Here is a 16,582-nt window from a genome sequence, read left to right as displayed (position 1 = left end):
GCCGTCGCCATGCCGGCTTCCATGCGCCGGAAGGCATTGGCGATGGCGCCCTGGGAGATGCTCAGGCCGAACAGTTCCGATGCAATGCGCGACAGGCGCTCGAAACTGACATGATGGCTGTGGTGCAGATAGGCGAGCAAAGCGCGGATGCCCGGTCCAAACGGAGTTCCCGGCTCCATTCCGGCCGGGGCTGGCGCGCGATAACGGTGTCCACATCCCCGGCAGCGCCTACCCAGCAGTTCCACCCGGGTCACGACCGGACGGATCGGTGGCAGGTCGATATGATCGTAACGATGCCGGCACCGCTGGGTCTGGCCGGAAACGTCGCTTCCGCAATGGCCGCAGGCAGCAGCGATGACCCGCTCGATCTTGTCCGGCGTTTCCGCAAGTGGGCGATGCTTGCCTTCACGCGAGGGACGCTTGCCCGGCTTCGCCTTGCGGCCCTTGCCTCCACCTTTGCCGAAATCATCCTTCGAAGGCGGCACATGCGAGTTCTTCGACGTCTTACGCGGCTTGCCGACCAGCGCCTCCAGTTCGGAAATCCGCGCTGCCATACGCTCGATCATATCGTGCTGCGCGAGCAGAAGGTCGTTCTTCTCGGCTTCGCTCAGGACATGAAGCGGGGGCGGCGGCATGCACAGGGTGAATCAGGCATTCACATGCCGCGCAACCTCTTTCTGCCAACCCCGTGAGCAATTACGCATTGGCGGCTCTTGTCTGGGTGTAGACATGTCGTGCTATCGACACCGCAACGTCGCTGATAGCATACCTGGTGTTCGCGCTTGCAGGACAACACCGACTGTCTGGCCTTCAACTCACGCGTGAAGCCGGTCTCGTGTCACTCCCTGGCGGATAGCGCTTCTGCCTCACCAACCCCTGCAGTGCTCAGAAGTGGATGTCGATGTAGTCCGTCAGGTCATCGCACCATTCAAACTCGCGCAGGCGGTAGTAGCGGCGCTTCTGCGTGATCGCGAAGTGCCAGGTCTTGGTCCTGTCACACGTTCGGCCCCGGTCGGGTGTATCGGTGATCGCGATACGGCCTTTAAACGTGAAGTAGTCCGCGCCGATCTCGGTGATCGTGCCATCGAGGAACAGCCGACCCGGTCCGCCAGCCTCTGCCTGTGCGCCCCGCAGTGTCCATACATCTCCCTCGTGCTGTACGACGGCGGTACCGCGTGTGTTCCAGTCGATCCACTGAAGCGTCAGGCCCTTGTTGGTCATCAGCCGCTGCGCCGCCTTTGGGCTCAGGACGCGGGTGGGTTCGGCCGCGTCCTGGGCTGAACCGGGAACCGTGAGAGAGGCGAGCAGAGCTGTCAAAAGGAGAGGCCGAATACGCATCAGGCCACGGTATGACAGCGGGCTGCCGGATGGAAGGCGGATCCCGGGTTCCAGATGCCTTTACATATACATGTAGACACAACGACATGTCTTAACGCACACATTCCGACATGTCTCTGCCCCCATCCGCCAAAAGCGCACCATTCACCGGCTCCGCTCCAACGAAAGCTCCGGTAGATCGAGGGCAGGGGAGGGCGCTGCATCGCGGGCAATGGCGATTGCGCTGGTCTTGTCTCCGGCGTTGCGGGACACGGCGCGTTCGACCGCCTGCGCGTTGTCGACGATCAGCGTGAGGTTGTCCGTCACGCGCGTGGTCGCCACAAGGAAAGAGCGGGTGGAATTCAGCCGTCGGTCTTCCTCGCGCATCACGAGAATCCCGCTCGTCGCTGTCATGCCCTGCGCGGCATGGACGGTGAGGGCATAGGCAAGGTCGAGCCGCTCCAGCATCCGGTCATCGGTTTTCAGATCGTGAAGTGTTCCGTCCATCGCCCGGAAGGTGACGGCATCATCCTTGATGGCCGCCACTTCAGCCTGCTGGTTGTTGAGGAGGCCGCGGGCCCTATCGTTGGTTGTCCAGCGGATGCGATCGCCCTCGTGTAGAGCTATCGTCTTTTCCCGGAAGACCGAGACGGCATCGTGGCAGAGGTTCTTCGGGATCCTGCCGGGCACGATGTCCTTCAGGACGCCGTCGCCCATATGGAGCGTGGCCCTGTCACCCGCGCTTTCCACCACCACGCCGCGCTCGCCCCGCGCAAAACCCTGAGAGGGCAGGGCGGTCTCGAATGCAACGACGTTGCCCTCCTGCCAGGCGCGCATCTGGCGCGTGCCTTCGCGGGTGACGGAGACCCGCTCGAGCACGGTGAGCTCCAAGGCCCGCTCGCCGATCTCGTCCTTAGCCCTCAGTTCGTCTTGTACCGCGGCATTGATGGCGGAGCGCATGGCCCGGCTTGGCGACAGCAGGACCGTAGCATCACGCCGATCGATCGGCAGCGCAGTCCATCGGTTTGCTGCGATCCCTGCCGCCTCCTGCCGGCCGACTTCCAGCGTATGTCCCTCCAGAGCCTTTAAGGCTCCAGCCACGTCATCCGCCGCCAACGCCGCATTCACCGCCTTCATCTGCGGCGAGGCGGCCCTGAGGTTCTCAGCGATGTGCGAGGTCGGTGCGCCATGGGCCTGCGTCAGCTCGAAGGGCTTGCCCGCCTCGACGGCCAGCAGCTGGCGGGTATCGCCAGCCATCACCACGCGCTCCGCGCCCAGAATTGCGGCGATGCGAAGGATCTGCTCAAACTGGTGGTTGGGCACCATGGAGGCTTCGTCGACCATGATGAAGGAGCCTGCAATCTCGGCCTTTGCCGCAGCCAGTTTCTCAGTACCGGCGCTGCCATCGAGCACGCCACGATGCCGCGCAATGAAGGACGAAACAGACTTACCGGGCGCCCCGACCTTTTCGCCGAACTCGCGCGCAGTGCGTGTCGCCACCGCCAGGGCATGAACCGTGCGTCCTTCCGCCTGCGCGATCGCCGCGACCGGCCCCAGCGCCGCCGACTTCCCGACGCCGGCTCCACCTTGGACGTAATGGACCCGATCGGCGGTGGAGAGGATGGCCACGGCGGCCGCCTGCTGTCCGGGGTTGAGGCGGCGCAGGCCTAGGTCACGCGCAGCCTCCTGCACGCGCACAGCCGCCTCTGGCCGGTCCATCATTGGCGTGACCACACCGCGCGCGCTGTTCAGGTGATCGAGGATCCGCTCCTCAAGGCGCAGCGTTGCCGTAGGCGTCAACATCCGTTCCCCGCCGACCAGCAGCCCCTTGCTGATCAACAGGTCGATCCTCTTCTCGACATCTGCCACGGTCATCGGCCCGATGCCGCCCAGCGCTCCTTCGATCAGATCGAGCCGGTCGAAACCTGCCTCCCGTTCGGAAAGATCTCGAGACGCGGAAGCCACAGCCTGTGCCGTGGCATAGGCCCTCGGCTCCAGTCGCCCTTTGCGCTCGGGCACCAGCGCATCGTCATCCCGAGGCGTCAGCCCCATGGTGGCAACGAGCGCAGCCCCTCTGGCTCCGACGCCTTTGATCCCGGCGACCACTTGTCCCCACATCGACTGCCCGCGTTCAAGGCGCTCCCTGGCTGCATCGACCAGCCTTTCCGCGTTGAACCCGAGCTTGCCCGCAAGCTCGGCCCATCCCTGGGCACGCGCTTCCGGATCGGGCACGACCTCCTTTTGCTGGCGCGTGGTCAATGCTGCAATCTCTCGCTCGCGTGGCGAGGACCGTCCTTGCGCCGCGAGCGCCTCACGGATCTCGGTGGAACGGGTGGAGAAGGCCTCCACGACCTGACGACTGACGCCAGCGATCTCGAAGGCCCCGTCGATCGGGTTCCTGGCAGGTTCAGTCTGATAACCGAGCGCTTCCAAGCGGTGCCGCAGTTCGGCATTGAAGACCGCGCTGATGGCATGCTGCCGCGTGTAGAGCGCATCGTTCCTGAGCGCGTGCCACTTGCCGTCCGAAGCATGCGTGGCGTTGGCAATCACAGCATGGATGTGAAGCTGTGGTTCCTGGTTACGGTTGACGTCATGAAGGAACGTGGCGGCCAGCATGTTTCCGGTCCGTTCCGCCATCTGCTGCGATCCGGACGATACCCGCGCTTCGATCAGGGTTTTCTCGATCCACTCCAGCGTCGCCCCGACAGCCTCCCTCAACTCGGTGACGATGCGCTTGTCTCCGCCTACGAGCGCCAGCAGCGACACCGACTTCGAGGCGGAGAAGGTGAGGTCAAGGCCGGGCCGGTGTTCACCGCGCCGGGCATCCAACTGGGTTCCGTCGGGCAGCGTGCCTGCGAGCACCTGCTCGAATGTGGTCGGATCGACCTTACCTGAAAGCTGCAGAGCCTCGGCCGCCTTGCCCGCCCAGGCGCTCTGCTCGGTGCCCTCGTTGGCGGTATAGTAGTTATCGGCGGCATAGTAGCTTGCGCCATCGCCGCTTACGGCGCCAAGCGAAATCATCGCCTTCCTCCCGTCCTTGGGGGGGCAAGCGAGGGACAATCTCCCAGCCTGCGCGACGTCTTGTAGAGTTCGCAGATGCCGACATCGCTGGAGCCGTAGAGCGCCGTCGATACAGGTGTCGCCACCCAGCCATAGGGAAGCACCTTGGCGAGACTCACTTGCAGGGCAGACAACAAGGCTAGCCCAACAAGTCCTGCCAGGAGCAGGCCCCAACCGTTCAACTGCACATCCTTACCAAGGTGGTAATGCAGGGAAGGCCGGGTCTCGCTCTTGGCGGCTCGGAGCTCCTTCCGCAGCTTCTCCAGATCCGCTCGGATAAGGGCCTGGTCCTCGCGCTGCTGGAGGGCCACCACTGTCTCGTCGAGCTTGCCGGCGACATGGTCCCGCAACTCTTCCAGCATGGCGAGATAAGGCGTGGCGCCATCGCGGAAGCGTTCGGCCAGTTCCTCTCCGTGGCGCTCCCGCGCCGTGCGGTTCGCCTCCTCGGTGGCATTGCAGGCGGCCATGAGCTGCTTCTCGCGCTTTTCGGCAGAGCGCAGCAGGCGATCAAGGCTCATGCTCAGTTCCCTGAGTTCATGAACAAGGTGCGCCGTCTGATCGGGGCTGGCGGGATGCTGTGGGGGAGGGGGCGGATCAAACATGGCCCGACCCTGCTCGTCGGCCCTGACCGCCTCTTCCGCCACTGCGCGGAACAGGTCAGGCCGGGACAGCCCTCGCTTCGCCGCCATGGCATCGAGGTGGCGTAGCAGGCCATCGTCGTAGGCGACATTCACCTGTGCCATCACCGCGCCTCCGCGGTCGCGAGGAAGCTGGGATAATGGCGGATTTCGGCGCTTCTACGTGCCCCGTAGAGCAGGGCCCTACGATCCAGACGCCACAGACCCAGCTCTGGCGCCAATCGTAGACCTCTATCTACGACGTAGAAACGCAGTCTTCTGCGGGTTTTCGCGCCCTGCCACTCCGCTACGTCGTAGCGTGGAGTGTGATCATCAACTTCCCCTGACCACAGCCGATGCTGGGCGAGAAAGCCTCGATACCAGGGGAAACGGCGCGGGATGCCAGTGGGCTGACCACGGCCGACAGGCCGCAGAAGTGCAATACAGCCCACATAGGCAGGCCGGAAACGGACGCGGCAGATGCATCCGCGGAGGGTAATTCTTCTCATATTCCATACCCCGAAAGGAAACGGTGAGGGCATGGTTCGGCTATCGCAGGAAGCAAGCTATCCGACAGCGTGGGAAGTGTCCACTCTCCTGTTGTTGCCGATGAACGCCCTTGTTCTCAAAGAAGGCTGGCGAGCATGGAGCACGCCCATGCCTTAATGCCACACATAGTCTTTGTGCCAGCGCAGATCCGCGACATGCAACGTCTGCAGGACCTCCTGCAATGCAGGAATGCCGACACAGCGCGTAAGGGCAGATGGAACGATAGACAGAAGCTGACGAGGCCCCAGCCCCACTGCCCCGCATTGTGGGCGAGCGAGGACGCCGTGACGATCCTCGATATCGCTAATACCCTCTTCTGGCTGTTGCTGAACCCGTTGGACGAGCTGCGACTGGCGTAAAAGCGGAATAGGCGGTGAAACGCATAACTTGCTTTAATTTGCCTGGTATGCGTAAGACCCGCCCGAAATCTCTGGGGGCTGAATTTCCATGCGCGGGATAGTGAGCATTATCGGCCATGAAAATGTTGCTGCGCGACTTCTGGATGGTTCAGGAGCCTCAAATATGGATGATCCATCGCGTTCATCGATGAGGATGTGTCCGTCATCGGCATCCCCGCCTTTCGGTCTACTCTCTGAAAAACTCAACCGGCACATGCGGAAAGTGCAGGCGCGCGGTAAGGTGGTGTTGGCTAGCGACTATGGCGGCATCCAGGCAGCGGGCGTCAGTTGTCTCGCGACCATCACCATGCCAAAGGCCTTCCGAAATTCTCGCGCTAATTTCTAGCAAATCCTAGGCTCATCGGCTTATCAAGGACGCCAAGGCAAATGATGAGGGAAACCCGAAGCGCCCTTCTTAACGCGCTGGAGTCACTGACCAGCCTCCCACGCTCATTACGTAGATGGCTCGCGTTTGGTTTCGACGGGCTGCTCTGCCTTATTTCTGCCTGGATCGCTCTAGCTCTGCGCCTGGGCGAATGGCCGGACAATCCGCGCACAGTATTGATTCTGACGACCGTTACGCTCCTTTCCTGGACGGTGATCGCCTGGCCGGCCGGCGTCTATCGCAACCTCATTCGTTTTTCCGGTGCCCGCGCATCGGGACGGCTATTTTATGCCTGCGCACTGCTGATAGTTCCGCTGACGATCATCTTCGGCTTCATCCAGATAGATGGCGTACCTCGCACGATCGCCATCCTGCATCCGATCATCTTCTTTCTGACGATGCTGTTCCTGCGCCTTGCGATGCGCTTCGTCGTCAGCGATTTTATGCATCTGGCGCGCGGCAAGGCCGAAGAACGGCGGCGACTGCTCATCTATGGCGCGGGACGCGGCGGCCAGCAACTGGCGAACTCGCTGCGGCAGGAGCCGCATCTGGTGCTCGTCGGCTATATTGACGATGACGAACGCCTCAGCAACCAACAGCTCGATGGCGTGACCGTCTGGCATTCCTCCATTCTCGATCGCGTCCTGGAAGAACGGCGGGTGGACGAAGTCATCCTGGCGATCCCAAGCGCGCTGCGCGTGCGCCGGCGCGAGATCGTGACGGCGCTACAGGCCCGCAAGATCCATGTGCGCATGCTGCCGGGCATCGGCCAGCTGATTGATGGGCATTTTGCGGTCAGCGACATTCGCGATGTGCAGGTCGAGGATCTGCTCGGTCGCGATGCGGTCGCTCCCAACGAACTGCTGATGGGCCGTTCGCTCCTGAGCAAGAATGTGCTTGTAACAGGGGCAGGCGGCTCTATCGGCAGCGAGCTTTGCCGCCAGATCATCCGCTCCCGCCCCAAGCGGCTGATCCTCGTCGAGCAGTCGGAATATTCCCTCTATGCAATCGAAAACGAGTTGCGCCGGATGGCGCTGGCTGAAGGCTGCGAGGTTGATCTCATCCCCGAACTGGCGGATGTCGCCGACCGCGATTCCGTATCCCGCATTTTCCGCCGCTGGCAGCCGGAAACTGTCTACCACGCCGCTGCCTACAAGCATGTGCCGCTAGTCGAGAGCAATCCGATCGCGGGTATGCGCAACAATATCTTCAGCACGCTCCATTGCGCGCTCGCCGCCGAGGCGGTGGGTGTCAGGCGCTTCATTCTGGTGAGCACTGACAAGGCGGTGCGCCCGACCAACGTCATGGGCGCGTCCAAGCGAGTGTGCGAACTCATCCTGCAGGCGCGCGCGCAAGAGCAGGACAAGACGCTCTTTACCATGGTTCGTTTCGGCAATGTGCTGGGATCGAGCGGCTCGGTAGTGCCCCTGTTCAAGCAGCAGATCGCCGCGGGGGGCCCAGTGACGATCACGCACAGGGACGTCACCCGCTATTTCATGACCATTCCGGAAGCCTCACAGCTCGTGATCCAAGCCGGCGGCATGGCCGAGGGCGGCGAAGTCTTCGTCCTCGACATGGGCCAGCCGGTGCTGATCCGCGATCTGGCGGAGACGATGGTCCGATTGTCGGGCCTCTCGGTACGCGATGCGGCGACACCGGAGGGCGACATCGAGATCGTCGAGGTAGGATTGCGCCCTGGCGAAAAGCTGTATGAGGAGCTTCTGATCGGCGACAATCCGGCACCCACCATGCATTCTCGGATCATGCAGGCGCGGGAAGCAGTGCATCCCTGGAATTCGTTGTCGGATATCCTGGATGACCTCAAAGATTATCTAAGACAGGGTGATGTAGCAGAGGCGTTGTCCACCCTTTACAAGCTGGTTCCTGAATATTGCCGGCCGACTTATCAAGATATTTCTTCGACTGCTCAATAACCTATCTATCTAAACGTAGAGAACGGATTTATTCTCAATGCCAGATAGCACGGCTAACCTAAAGCGCATTTTCGTCACCGGTACAGCCGGGTTTATCGGCTTTCATCTTTCCAAGCTTCTGCTTGCGGAAGGGTTCATCATTGCTGGCTATGACGGGATGACCGACTATTATGACGTCAGCCTCAAGCGCTCCCGGCATGCGCATCTCAGCGAAAATCCCAATTTCACCGCGACCGAAGGGATGCTCGAAGACCAGAAGCTGCTCGATGCAACCATCGACGCCTTCAAGCCCGACGTCATCGTTCATCTCGCCGCGCAGGCCGGCGTACGTTACAGTCTGGAAAATCCGCGCGCCTACCTCGACAGCAATGTCATCGGTACATTCAATGTCATGGAGGCGGCACGACGCAATGCGGTGCAGCATCTTCTGATGGCCTCGACCTCCTCGGTCTATGGTGCAAATGAGGACATGCCCTTCATCGAGACCGAAAAGGCCGATACTCAGCTGACAATCTATGCGGCGACGAAGAAGGCCAATGAATCGATGGCGCATTCCTATGCGCATCTTTACGATCTTCCTACGACCATGTTCCGTTTCTTCACGGTCTATGGCCCCTGGGGTCGGCCTGATCTTGCGCTGTACAAGTTCGTCGATGCGATGCTCGATGGACGCCCGATCGACATCTACAATAACGGCGACATGTACCGCGATTTTACCTATGTCGATGATCTTGTCCGTGCGATCCGCCTGCTGATCGATGCGGCGCCCGAGCGTCCGGCGTCGCGTGCCGATATAGTTGCCGGGGACTCTCTCAGCCCTGTCGCGCCGTTCCGGATCGTCAATATCGGCAATAACGACAAGGTGCGCCTGCTCGACTTCATCGACGCGATTGAGGCGAGCCTGGGGACCAAGGCGATCCGCAATTATATGCCGATGCAAACGGGCGACGTTCCCGCCACCTGGGCCGACGCCTCGCTGCTCGAACGATTGACTGGCTACCGTCCGGCGACCGATTTCCGAGACGGAATCGCCAACTTCGTCGCCTGGTTTCGCGAATATTCGAGGAAGTGAACATGAACAGCACAGATATTGCGACGGCGCCGTCGCTTGAGGACCTCAAGATCGCCGTCGTTGGCCTCGGCTATGTTGGGCTGCCGCTCGCCGTCGAATTCGGCCGCATTCGCGATGTGACAGGGTTCGATATCAACCAGTCGCGGATCGACGCACTGCGCCGCGGCGAGGATACGACGCTCGAGACCGATGCAGACGAACTGGCCGCTGCGAAGCAGCTCCGCTTTACGACCGATCCTACTGATCTCGCCCAATGCAACCTCTATATCGTTACGGTACCGACACCGATCGACGCGCATCGACGGCCTGACCTTACCCCGCTGATTAAGGCCTCGGAAACGGTTGGCAAGGTTCTCAAGCGTGGCGATATCGTCGTCTATGAATCGACTGTCTATCCCGGCGCAACCGAGGAAGACTGCGTTCCAGTGCTCGAACGCCTGTCGGGCCTGACCTATAATCACGACTTCTTCTGTGGCTATAGCCCCGAGCGCATCAACCCGGGTGACAAGGCACATCGTTTGCCGACGATCCGCAAGGTCACATCGGGATCGACCCCCGAAATCGCAACGCTGGTCGATAAGCTTTATGCCTCAATCATCACCGCGGGCACATACAAGGCGGAGACGATCCGTGTCGCCGAAGCGGCCAAGGTCATCGAAAACACCCAGCGCGACCTCAACATCGCGCTGATCAACGAACTCGCGATCATCTTCAACCGCATGGATATCGATACCGAGGCTGTCCTGAAAGCTGCTGGAACAAAATGGAATTTCCTGCCCTTCCGGCCTGGCTTGGTTGGCGGCCACTGTATCGGCGTCGACCCTTACTATTTAACCCACAAGGCCGAAACACTCGGCTATCATCCTCAGGTAATCCTCGCCGGTCGGCGGATCAATGATGGTATGGGTGCCTATGTGGTTGGGCAGGTCGTAAAGGGAATGTTGAAGGGCCGCATACAAGTGGACGGAGCTCGGGCGCTGGTATTAGGATTTACCTTCAAAGAGGACTGTCCTGACATTCGCAACACGAAAGTAATCGACATAGTATCTGAGCTACAGGATTACGGGATAGTCGTTGACATTCATGATCCATGGGCAAACAGCCAAGAGGCACAACGAGAGTACGGAGTAGACCTCATCCCTTCTCCAACTCAATCTGCGTATGATTGTATAATACTTGCGGTGGCTCATCATCAATTCATGGAAATGGGTGGAGAAGGTATACGGTCGTGGGGCACTCCATCTGCTATGCTTTTCGATATAAAAAGTATTCTTCCCAAAGATCAGAGCGACTGGCGCCTATAAGGCTTTACATGCTCAGATACCTGCCTGAAAAGCCAAATAGTTGGCAGTAATATTTCGGGGGTTGTGGGAATGTCGTTCTAAGTTGGATCACTCTTACCATGTCCTACAACCTCTTCACCCGATTACGTGGCATGTTATTTCATTTCGCCAGGAATAAGTTCTTCAAAAATGTGGCTATAGTAGGGGGCGGAATAGCTGTAGGTCAATCGATCTCACTGGCATTCACCCCCTTCTTAACCAGGCTCTACGGCCCTCAATCGTTTGGTGTAGCAGCGGCGTTCGCGGCTGTGGTGAATATCATTATTCCGATCGCTACGTTGGGTTATGCAAACGCCATTGTTTTGCCGGATGAGGAAGAGGGGGCTGCGGCTGTAGCGCGGCTATCTATCTTCTCAGGAATCATTGTGGCTCCACTCGCGCTCGTCATGGTTCATTTAGGAAAGCCTTGGCTTGCAGATTGGGTAGGCCTTTCACATGCCTCTTGGGTTCTCTACTTCGTCCCGGTGGCCATTCTGGTCCAGGCCTTCCTATCGGTGGCAAACATAGCAGCAATACGTCAAGAGTTGTACGTTGCAAAGGCCGAAGCGTACGTCGGCAGTACGCTGTTAACAAACTTGGGTAAGTTGACGGGCGGGCTGCTTGCCCCCTCAAGCTTATTACTTATCATTATTACGCTAGCTGGCGCTGTTGCGAATGTCATCATCCAGCTTTTTCGGGTTCGCAGGCGAGGCGCATTAATGGTCCAGAATTGGTTCGGATTGCGCGGTATCACAATGGCCGCCCGATCGTACAAGGACTTCTGCATCTATAAGATGCCGCAAGGCGTGCTTCGAGCATCAATCCTTGGCCTTCCGACAATCCTCCTATCCGTGTTGTTCGGATCCGCAGCGGCCGGGCAATACTCACTAGCCATTACAATTCTAGGAGCGCCGGTGGGATTGATCGGCCAAGCGGTAGGAGACGTGTTCCTTCCGACGATAACCCGGGCAATCAACCGTGGCTCTCGGGACGCGCATATTCTATTGATGAGAGCGACGTTGGGAATGGCTATCGCGTCGCTACCGTTCTGCGTGCTTATCTTCTGGGGGGACTTGATATTGCCACTAGTGTTTGGAACCGAGTGGGCACTTGCCGGCGATTACATCCAGTGGCTAACAGTTTGGCTGTCATGCACTTTGATTAGCTATCCGGCAATATCAGCATTCCCGGCTCTTCGATTACAAAGCTTCCAACTCAAAATCGAAGTTCTGTATATCGGGTTGAGCTTCGCAGCTATGTACATTGGTTTCTCTTGGTACGGCTCTGATATAGCAGCGATAGCCCTATTCTCTCTTGTTGGCTCTCTGACGAACATGGCGTTGATCTGCATGGCTCATAAAGCAGTTTATGCCAATGTGCGGAAGCTTTCCAGTTCAAGCAACAACCATGCTTAATAGATGCAAATTAGTTATGAATACTCACACCCTGCAGCGTCAGAATCTCTATAGTTATCAGGCTATATTCCCGTGAAATATTATAATATATTCGCGCATCGAGCACCTTTAAGTTCCCCTGAGAGGTAATTCCAAGATAGAATATGGAATTATCCATAGTGCGAATGATGAAAAATGGCCCCTTACATAATAATACTTATCTTTGTGACCTTCCTCTCTATGTTGGGGAAGATCTTCGGTAAAGATAAGGACTCCATCTCCGTCATCCCCATCATCGCCACTTTGGCGCTGTTCGCAGGCCTACGTGATGCCAGCGTCGGAACCGACACCGAAACATATATAAGAAGATTTCTGCAATATGACCGTGTAGAAGATGTGTGGAGAACGACCGAAGTAGGGTACAACGCCCTATCTATAATTTGCGCTAACATTTCTCAAAACTACGCCGTTCTTCTAACAGCAATTGCCATAGTGGCCGTGTCATTTTACATTACTGGCATATACACGACGCTAGGGGTAAATGTAACTTCTATATTCATATTCATAACACTGGGATCATATACGTTTTTCTTTAATGGGGCGCGGCAGGGCCTAGCCGCTTCTATTTGCTTTTTTTCGCTCAGATGGTTGCTATCTCGGCAGCCAATCCCCTATTTCGCGCTCGTGGGCCTTGCAGCAACATTCCACCATACTGCCCTCGTAGCCGCCCCCTTATATTTTTTGGGGCATTCGCGATTCGGTTGGAAACAACTTACTTTTACGGCCATCGGCGCGCTGATGATGGTAACTTTTCTTACTTCGTTTGTGAGCCTCGCCGCTGACCTGTTCTCCGACAAGTATGCAGCCTATGCATATGAAACCGACGGCGGTGGCATAGTCACTATGGTCTTCCTGGGTATCCAAGGATTACTTATGGCAGCTCTCTACAAACTATCTCCAGTTTCGGACGAGCGCTTAGACCGGATGCTAAATATTTACTTCATTGGACTTATTCCCGTCATTGCCGCAGGGTTATCAAACATCAATCCTTCCGGATTGATGAGGCTAAGCTACTATTTTACTCACGCTGGAATAATCTTTTGGCCTATTCTTCTGCTAGGTATCAAAAGTAGTAGGCTACATTTTATAGCTTCTGCGGGACTATATACCATATCTATCTTCGCATTTATTCTTTCATTAAGTTCTTTTAGCAATCTGGTTCCTTACGCATTTAACTCTGATGCAGGCCTATAAACTACTGTATTACCTTATAGCCAAAATAAATATCGATCCATCAGCGCGGAGATCCCATCATGCACGGTTCTAATCAGCCATTCCTCACCATCATGACTCCGACTTGGAACCGCGCCCATCTTCTCCCTCGCCTCTATGCGTCTCTGGTGAGACAGGGCGTGACAAGCAGTTGTTTTGAGTGGCTAATCATTGACGATGGCTCAACTGATCGCACTGCAGAGTATCTAGCATCATTGGCACCCGATGCGCCATTTCCGCTCCGAGTCATTCGGCTCGAGAACGGAGGAAAGCATAGAGCGATAAATGCGGGAGCTCAGCACATACAGGGCAGATGGGCCATGATAGTAGATAGTGATGATTACCTTGTGGAAGGTAGCCTTGATCATTTCATAGAGTTTCTAATGATCTGGGACAGCGATCAATCCGTAGGAATGATTATGTCAAAGATGAGGTTCTTGAACGGGAACCACGCTCAGACTGTTTTCCCAAGAAACGTTGGTAAGATACGATACTATAAAAGAGCCGCTCTTACGGAAGTTATCGACTGCACGTTTTCATTTCGTAAGGAGGCTATCTTGCTCTTCCCTTACCCGGAAGTGATTGGCGAAAAGTTTATGGCGCATGGCTGGCTACCTAATGCAATGAGCGAGCGTTTCTTCTCCGTCTTTTACGATGATGTCGTTGTTTGCGCTGAGTACCAAAAAGATGGTGTGAGCAGCAACCCTGTCACCATCAGATCTAAAAACCCTGTATCAGCCATGCATGTTTATAGGATAATGAGCCTTTACCCGCAGACATTCAAAAGAAGACTGAAGAACAATTTAAGCTTCTGGCGATACTTCTTTCACGCTAAGTGGAAAGGGAAGGTTGTTTCAGACGAGGATATACCGAAGCCTTGGCCAAGCATTTATGTCGCCCCGTTGTCCTGGATGTTAGCATCCTTCGACAAGTTCCGAAGGCGTCCTAGAGCGGTTTTCGATCAGTCTAGATCATATCCGCATGAGCTGAAGTAGTTGGCGCATTCGCGGGGCTGAAGATATTGATGAGAGTGCCGATGAGGTCCCAGAGACCATTCACCGTGCGCTCGCCGATCTTCCTGAGCATGGGTTTGGGCTGGAGACCCGCAAAAACCGGGTGTTTGGTGAGGGCGAGGCGCTGATCCCACGCTAGACAACGGCAAACTTATTCCCGAGGTTAGCGGATGAAGTATACGCTGACACACCAGGTTCCTGTCTCGCAAGCGTGCTGGAATACTCAACAGCAGGACTCTCGTTATGATCGAGGGAGTCCCCCCGGGGGGGGGCAGGTGAAAAGCTTCAATGGCTGGCTGCGCGATGAATGCCTCAACACGCACTGGTTCTTGTCTTTGAACGACGCCAGGAGCAAGATCGAGGCGTGGCGGAAGGATTTTAACTAGACCCGACCTCACACATCTTTGGGGTTAACCCCAAAGATGAAGCGCCGGATCTCTCATTCTGGCCGGTGCAGAACTGGTATAGGGCCAATACCCATGTCACAAGGCGCTATTTTTGTTGATGAAACAAGAAAGGCATTATAAAATTATATTTTATTGGTTTAGTTGCCTCCAGATGATTTCTGTCGGCGCTCCACCATTCTAATATCAAATCCTTATTTATTATTACGGGAGATATATTGTGAAAAACTTTGTGCTGCGCCACGCTCCAATTTGGATGCAAAACGCAGCAATATCATTTTATAATTGGAGGCAATGGAGGCTACGCCGCGCGGGAGTCTACAAAGAACGTGTCCGTTTCTTTTCTGAAAGCGCAAATTGGGATCGTCAACGTTGGGGCAGTGTACAAGAAAGTATGTTGCACACGTTCCTCCGGCATGCAAAGAATTCATCGCCATGGTATAGTACCCATGGCAGTTCATCTTTCTTAGAAGATTTTCCTTTCCTCACAAAATCTGATATTATAAAAAATCTTAAAACCATAAAGACTATACCATATAAATCAGGAATCGCTAGTTATACGGGCGGCACGACTGGCGCATCTATGAAAGTATTATTTACAGCTCAAGACATGCAGACTCGCTTTGCGATGCTGGATTGGTTTCGTTCACTTTATGGTTGGGAGCTTGGTAAAAGGACAGCTTGGTTCAGCGGAAAATCGCTTGTTCGCGAGCGAGATATTCGTCAGGGGATAGTGTGGCGCGATGATTGGATTACCAAAACTCGCTTCTTTTCTACGTTCCACATTAATGAAACAAATTTTGATGCATATTGGCAAGGTTTGATTGAATTTGACCCAGAGTTTATTGTTGGGTTCCCTTCCAGCCTAATAGACATTTTACAAATGGCTAAAACGCGTGGACTATCCTATCCTTCCCGTGTGAAGGCTTTTTTCCCCACTGCTGAGACTGTATTGCCGCTTCACCGAGATCTAGCGCGAGAGATTCTAGGCTGCAGTACTCATGATCAATATGCCTCATCTGAAGGCGCGCCATTTATTTTGGAATGCCCTTCTGGCAGCCTTCACGCCATGCCGCTAAGTGGGGTGTTCGAGGTGGTCGATGACGATATGCTGCCATCGCGCTCTGGTGAGTTAGTAGTTACTTCTTTTTCTACTTACGGTACACCGTTGATCCGCTACCGAGTGGGCGATGCCATTACATTTGCCGACGCGGGAGTTACTTGCGGCTGCGGTTGGACGTTCCCCTTGGTAGAAAGCATAGAAGGTCGGTCTGCTGATTTCGTTTGGTCGCCCGAACTCGGACGAATCAATTTAGGCAACATAAGCAATTGTACAAAAGGTGTCGCAGGTATTATATCTTTCCAAATTGTACAGAATGCTCCGGACAAAATCGATGTGCGTGTTCATGCAACTTCAGAATTTGATGAGACCAACCACAGGAATTTCGTTGAAGCGCTCCGTCTCCGGACAGGCTCTCTCATGAATATCTCCGTGGAGGTTTGTGATGACCTCGGCCGGGAAAAAAGCGGTAAGTTTCGGATCGTTAAGAATAGTCTCACAAGCGATCAAATGATATGGACACCTCGAAGAACCGTGTGATTTTGGCATGATGGCGACGCGGGGGCGTACGGGGGATTGTCGCCCCCGATTTCGGGGGTGTTGATCCGCTAATTTCTGTGGCCAAGTGGCCTATTCAGGCCGTTTTCGCTGTCAAGCGGGCGCAATTCGCCCCTCGAGCCAGGCCAGGCGCTGGAAGTTATAGGCGAGGTTCGCCATCCCGATCTTGATGCGGGCACGGGCGATGCCGATAGTGCGTACCACCAAGCCCATGCGGTGCTTCTGGC

11 protein-coding genes and 4 pseudogenes are annotated in these 16,582 nt (G+C 56.2%); 9 read left to right on the top strand and 6 right to left on the bottom strand.

Annotated features, from left to right (window positions below):
- The 4 genes from QOL62_RS18905 to QOL62_RS18890 all read right to left on the bottom strand — a co-directional run.
- On the bottom strand, positions 1 to 635 hold a 635-nt coding region (locus tag QOL62_RS18905; RefSeq protein ID WP_283407221.1), incomplete at its 3' end, for an IS66 family transposase.
- 250 nt (positions 636 to 885) lie between these two features.
- On the bottom strand, positions 886 to 1,338 hold the full coding sequence (locus QOL62_RS18900) for a hypothetical protein (protein WP_283407220.1): 453 nt from the start codon (positions 1,336 to 1,338) through the stop codon (positions 886 to 888).
- A 144-nt stretch (positions 1,339 to 1,482) separates the two neighbouring features.
- Entirely contained in the window at positions 1,483 to 4,338 is a 2,856-nt protein-coding gene (gene mobF / locus QOL62_RS18895) for a MobF family relaxase (RefSeq protein WP_283407219.1), read from the bottom strand.
- Positions 4,335 to 5,120, bottom strand: coding sequence for a ribbon-helix-helix protein, CopG family (locus QOL62_RS18890; protein WP_283407218.1), 786 nt, complete (start codon positions 5,118 to 5,120; stop codon positions 4,335 to 4,337). The genes mobF and QOL62_RS18890 overlap by 4 nt, the downstream gene beginning before the upstream one ends.
- 956 nt (positions 5,121 to 6,076) lie before the next feature.
- On the opposite strand from QOL62_RS18890, the pseudogene QOL62_RS19975 reads away from it, so the two are divergent.
- The 7 genes and pseudogenes from QOL62_RS19975 to QOL62_RS18860 all read left to right on the top strand — a co-directional run.
- Positions 6,077 to 6,257 (top strand): annotated as a pseudogene (locus QOL62_RS19975) (hypothetical protein); the annotation flags it as partial.
- 71 nt (positions 6,258 to 6,328) lie between these two features.
- The gene (locus QOL62_RS18885; RefSeq protein ID WP_283407217.1) at positions 6,329 to 8,260 is read left to right on the top strand and encodes a polysaccharide biosynthesis protein; all 1,932 of its coding nucleotides are present in this window, start codon (positions 6,329 to 6,331) and stop codon (positions 8,258 to 8,260) included.
- A 37-nt stretch (positions 8,261 to 8,297) separates the two neighbouring features.
- The gene (locus QOL62_RS18880) at positions 8,298 to 9,332 is read left to right on the top strand and encodes an NAD-dependent epimerase/dehydratase family protein (protein WP_283407216.1); all 1,035 of its coding nucleotides are present in this window, start codon (positions 8,298 to 8,300) and stop codon (positions 9,330 to 9,332) included.
- Positions 9,333 to 9,334: 2 nt separating this feature from the next.
- A complete protein-coding gene (gene tviB, locus QOL62_RS18875; protein WP_283407215.1) occupies positions 9,335 to 10,636 on the top strand; it encodes a Vi polysaccharide biosynthesis UDP-N-acetylglucosamine C-6 dehydrogenase TviB in 1,302 nt (433 codons plus the stop codon).
- Positions 10,637 to 10,734: 98 nt separating this feature from the next.
- Positions 10,735 to 12,069, top strand: coding sequence for a lipopolysaccharide biosynthesis protein (locus QOL62_RS18870; protein ID WP_283407214.1), 1,335 nt, complete (start codon positions 10,735 to 10,737; stop codon positions 12,067 to 12,069).
- Positions 12,070 to 12,243: 174 nt separating this feature from the next.
- Positions 12,244 to 13,302, top strand: coding sequence for an EpsG family protein (locus tag QOL62_RS18865; protein WP_283407213.1), 1,059 nt, complete (start codon positions 12,244 to 12,246; stop codon positions 13,300 to 13,302).
- A gap of 59 nt (positions 13,303 to 13,361) precedes the next feature.
- Positions 13,362 to 14,315 carry a glycosyltransferase family 2 protein gene (locus tag QOL62_RS18860; protein ID WP_283407212.1) on the top strand — a complete coding sequence of 318 codons (954 nt, stop codon included), beginning with the start codon at positions 13,362 to 13,364 and terminating at the stop codon, positions 14,313 to 14,315.
- Here the strand turns inward: QOL62_RS18860 and QOL62_RS18855 are convergent.
- Positions 14,282 to 14,412, bottom strand: a pseudogene (locus QOL62_RS18855) (IS630 family transposase); the annotation flags it as partial. The gene QOL62_RS18860 and the pseudogene QOL62_RS18855 overlap by 34 nt on opposite strands.
- Before the next feature lie 91 nt (positions 14,413 to 14,503).
- Here QOL62_RS18855 and QOL62_RS18850 point away from each other — a divergent pair.
- A pseudogene (locus QOL62_RS18850) lies at positions 14,504 to 14,716 on the top strand (integrase core domain-containing protein); the annotation flags it as partial.
- A gap of 241 nt (positions 14,717 to 14,957) precedes the next feature.
- Positions 14,958 to 16,337 carry a phenylacetate--CoA ligase family protein gene (locus tag QOL62_RS18845; RefSeq protein WP_283407211.1) on the top strand — a complete coding sequence of 460 codons (1,380 nt, stop codon included), beginning with the start codon at positions 14,958 to 14,960 and terminating at the stop codon, positions 16,335 to 16,337.
- A gap of 111 nt (positions 16,338 to 16,448) precedes the next feature.
- On the opposite strand, the pseudogene QOL62_RS18840 reads toward QOL62_RS18845, so the two are convergent.
- A pseudogene (locus QOL62_RS18840) lies at positions 16,449 to 16,582 on the bottom strand (IS5/IS1182 family transposase); the annotation flags it as partial.

Source organism: Novosphingobium panipatense (assembly GCF_900182875.1).
GTDB lineage: Bacteria > Pseudomonadota > Alphaproteobacteria > Sphingomonadales > Sphingomonadaceae > Novosphingobium > Novosphingobium panipatense.
Note: the sequence above shows the minus strand (reverse complement) of the source record. Positions and strands in the feature narration are given on the sequence as shown.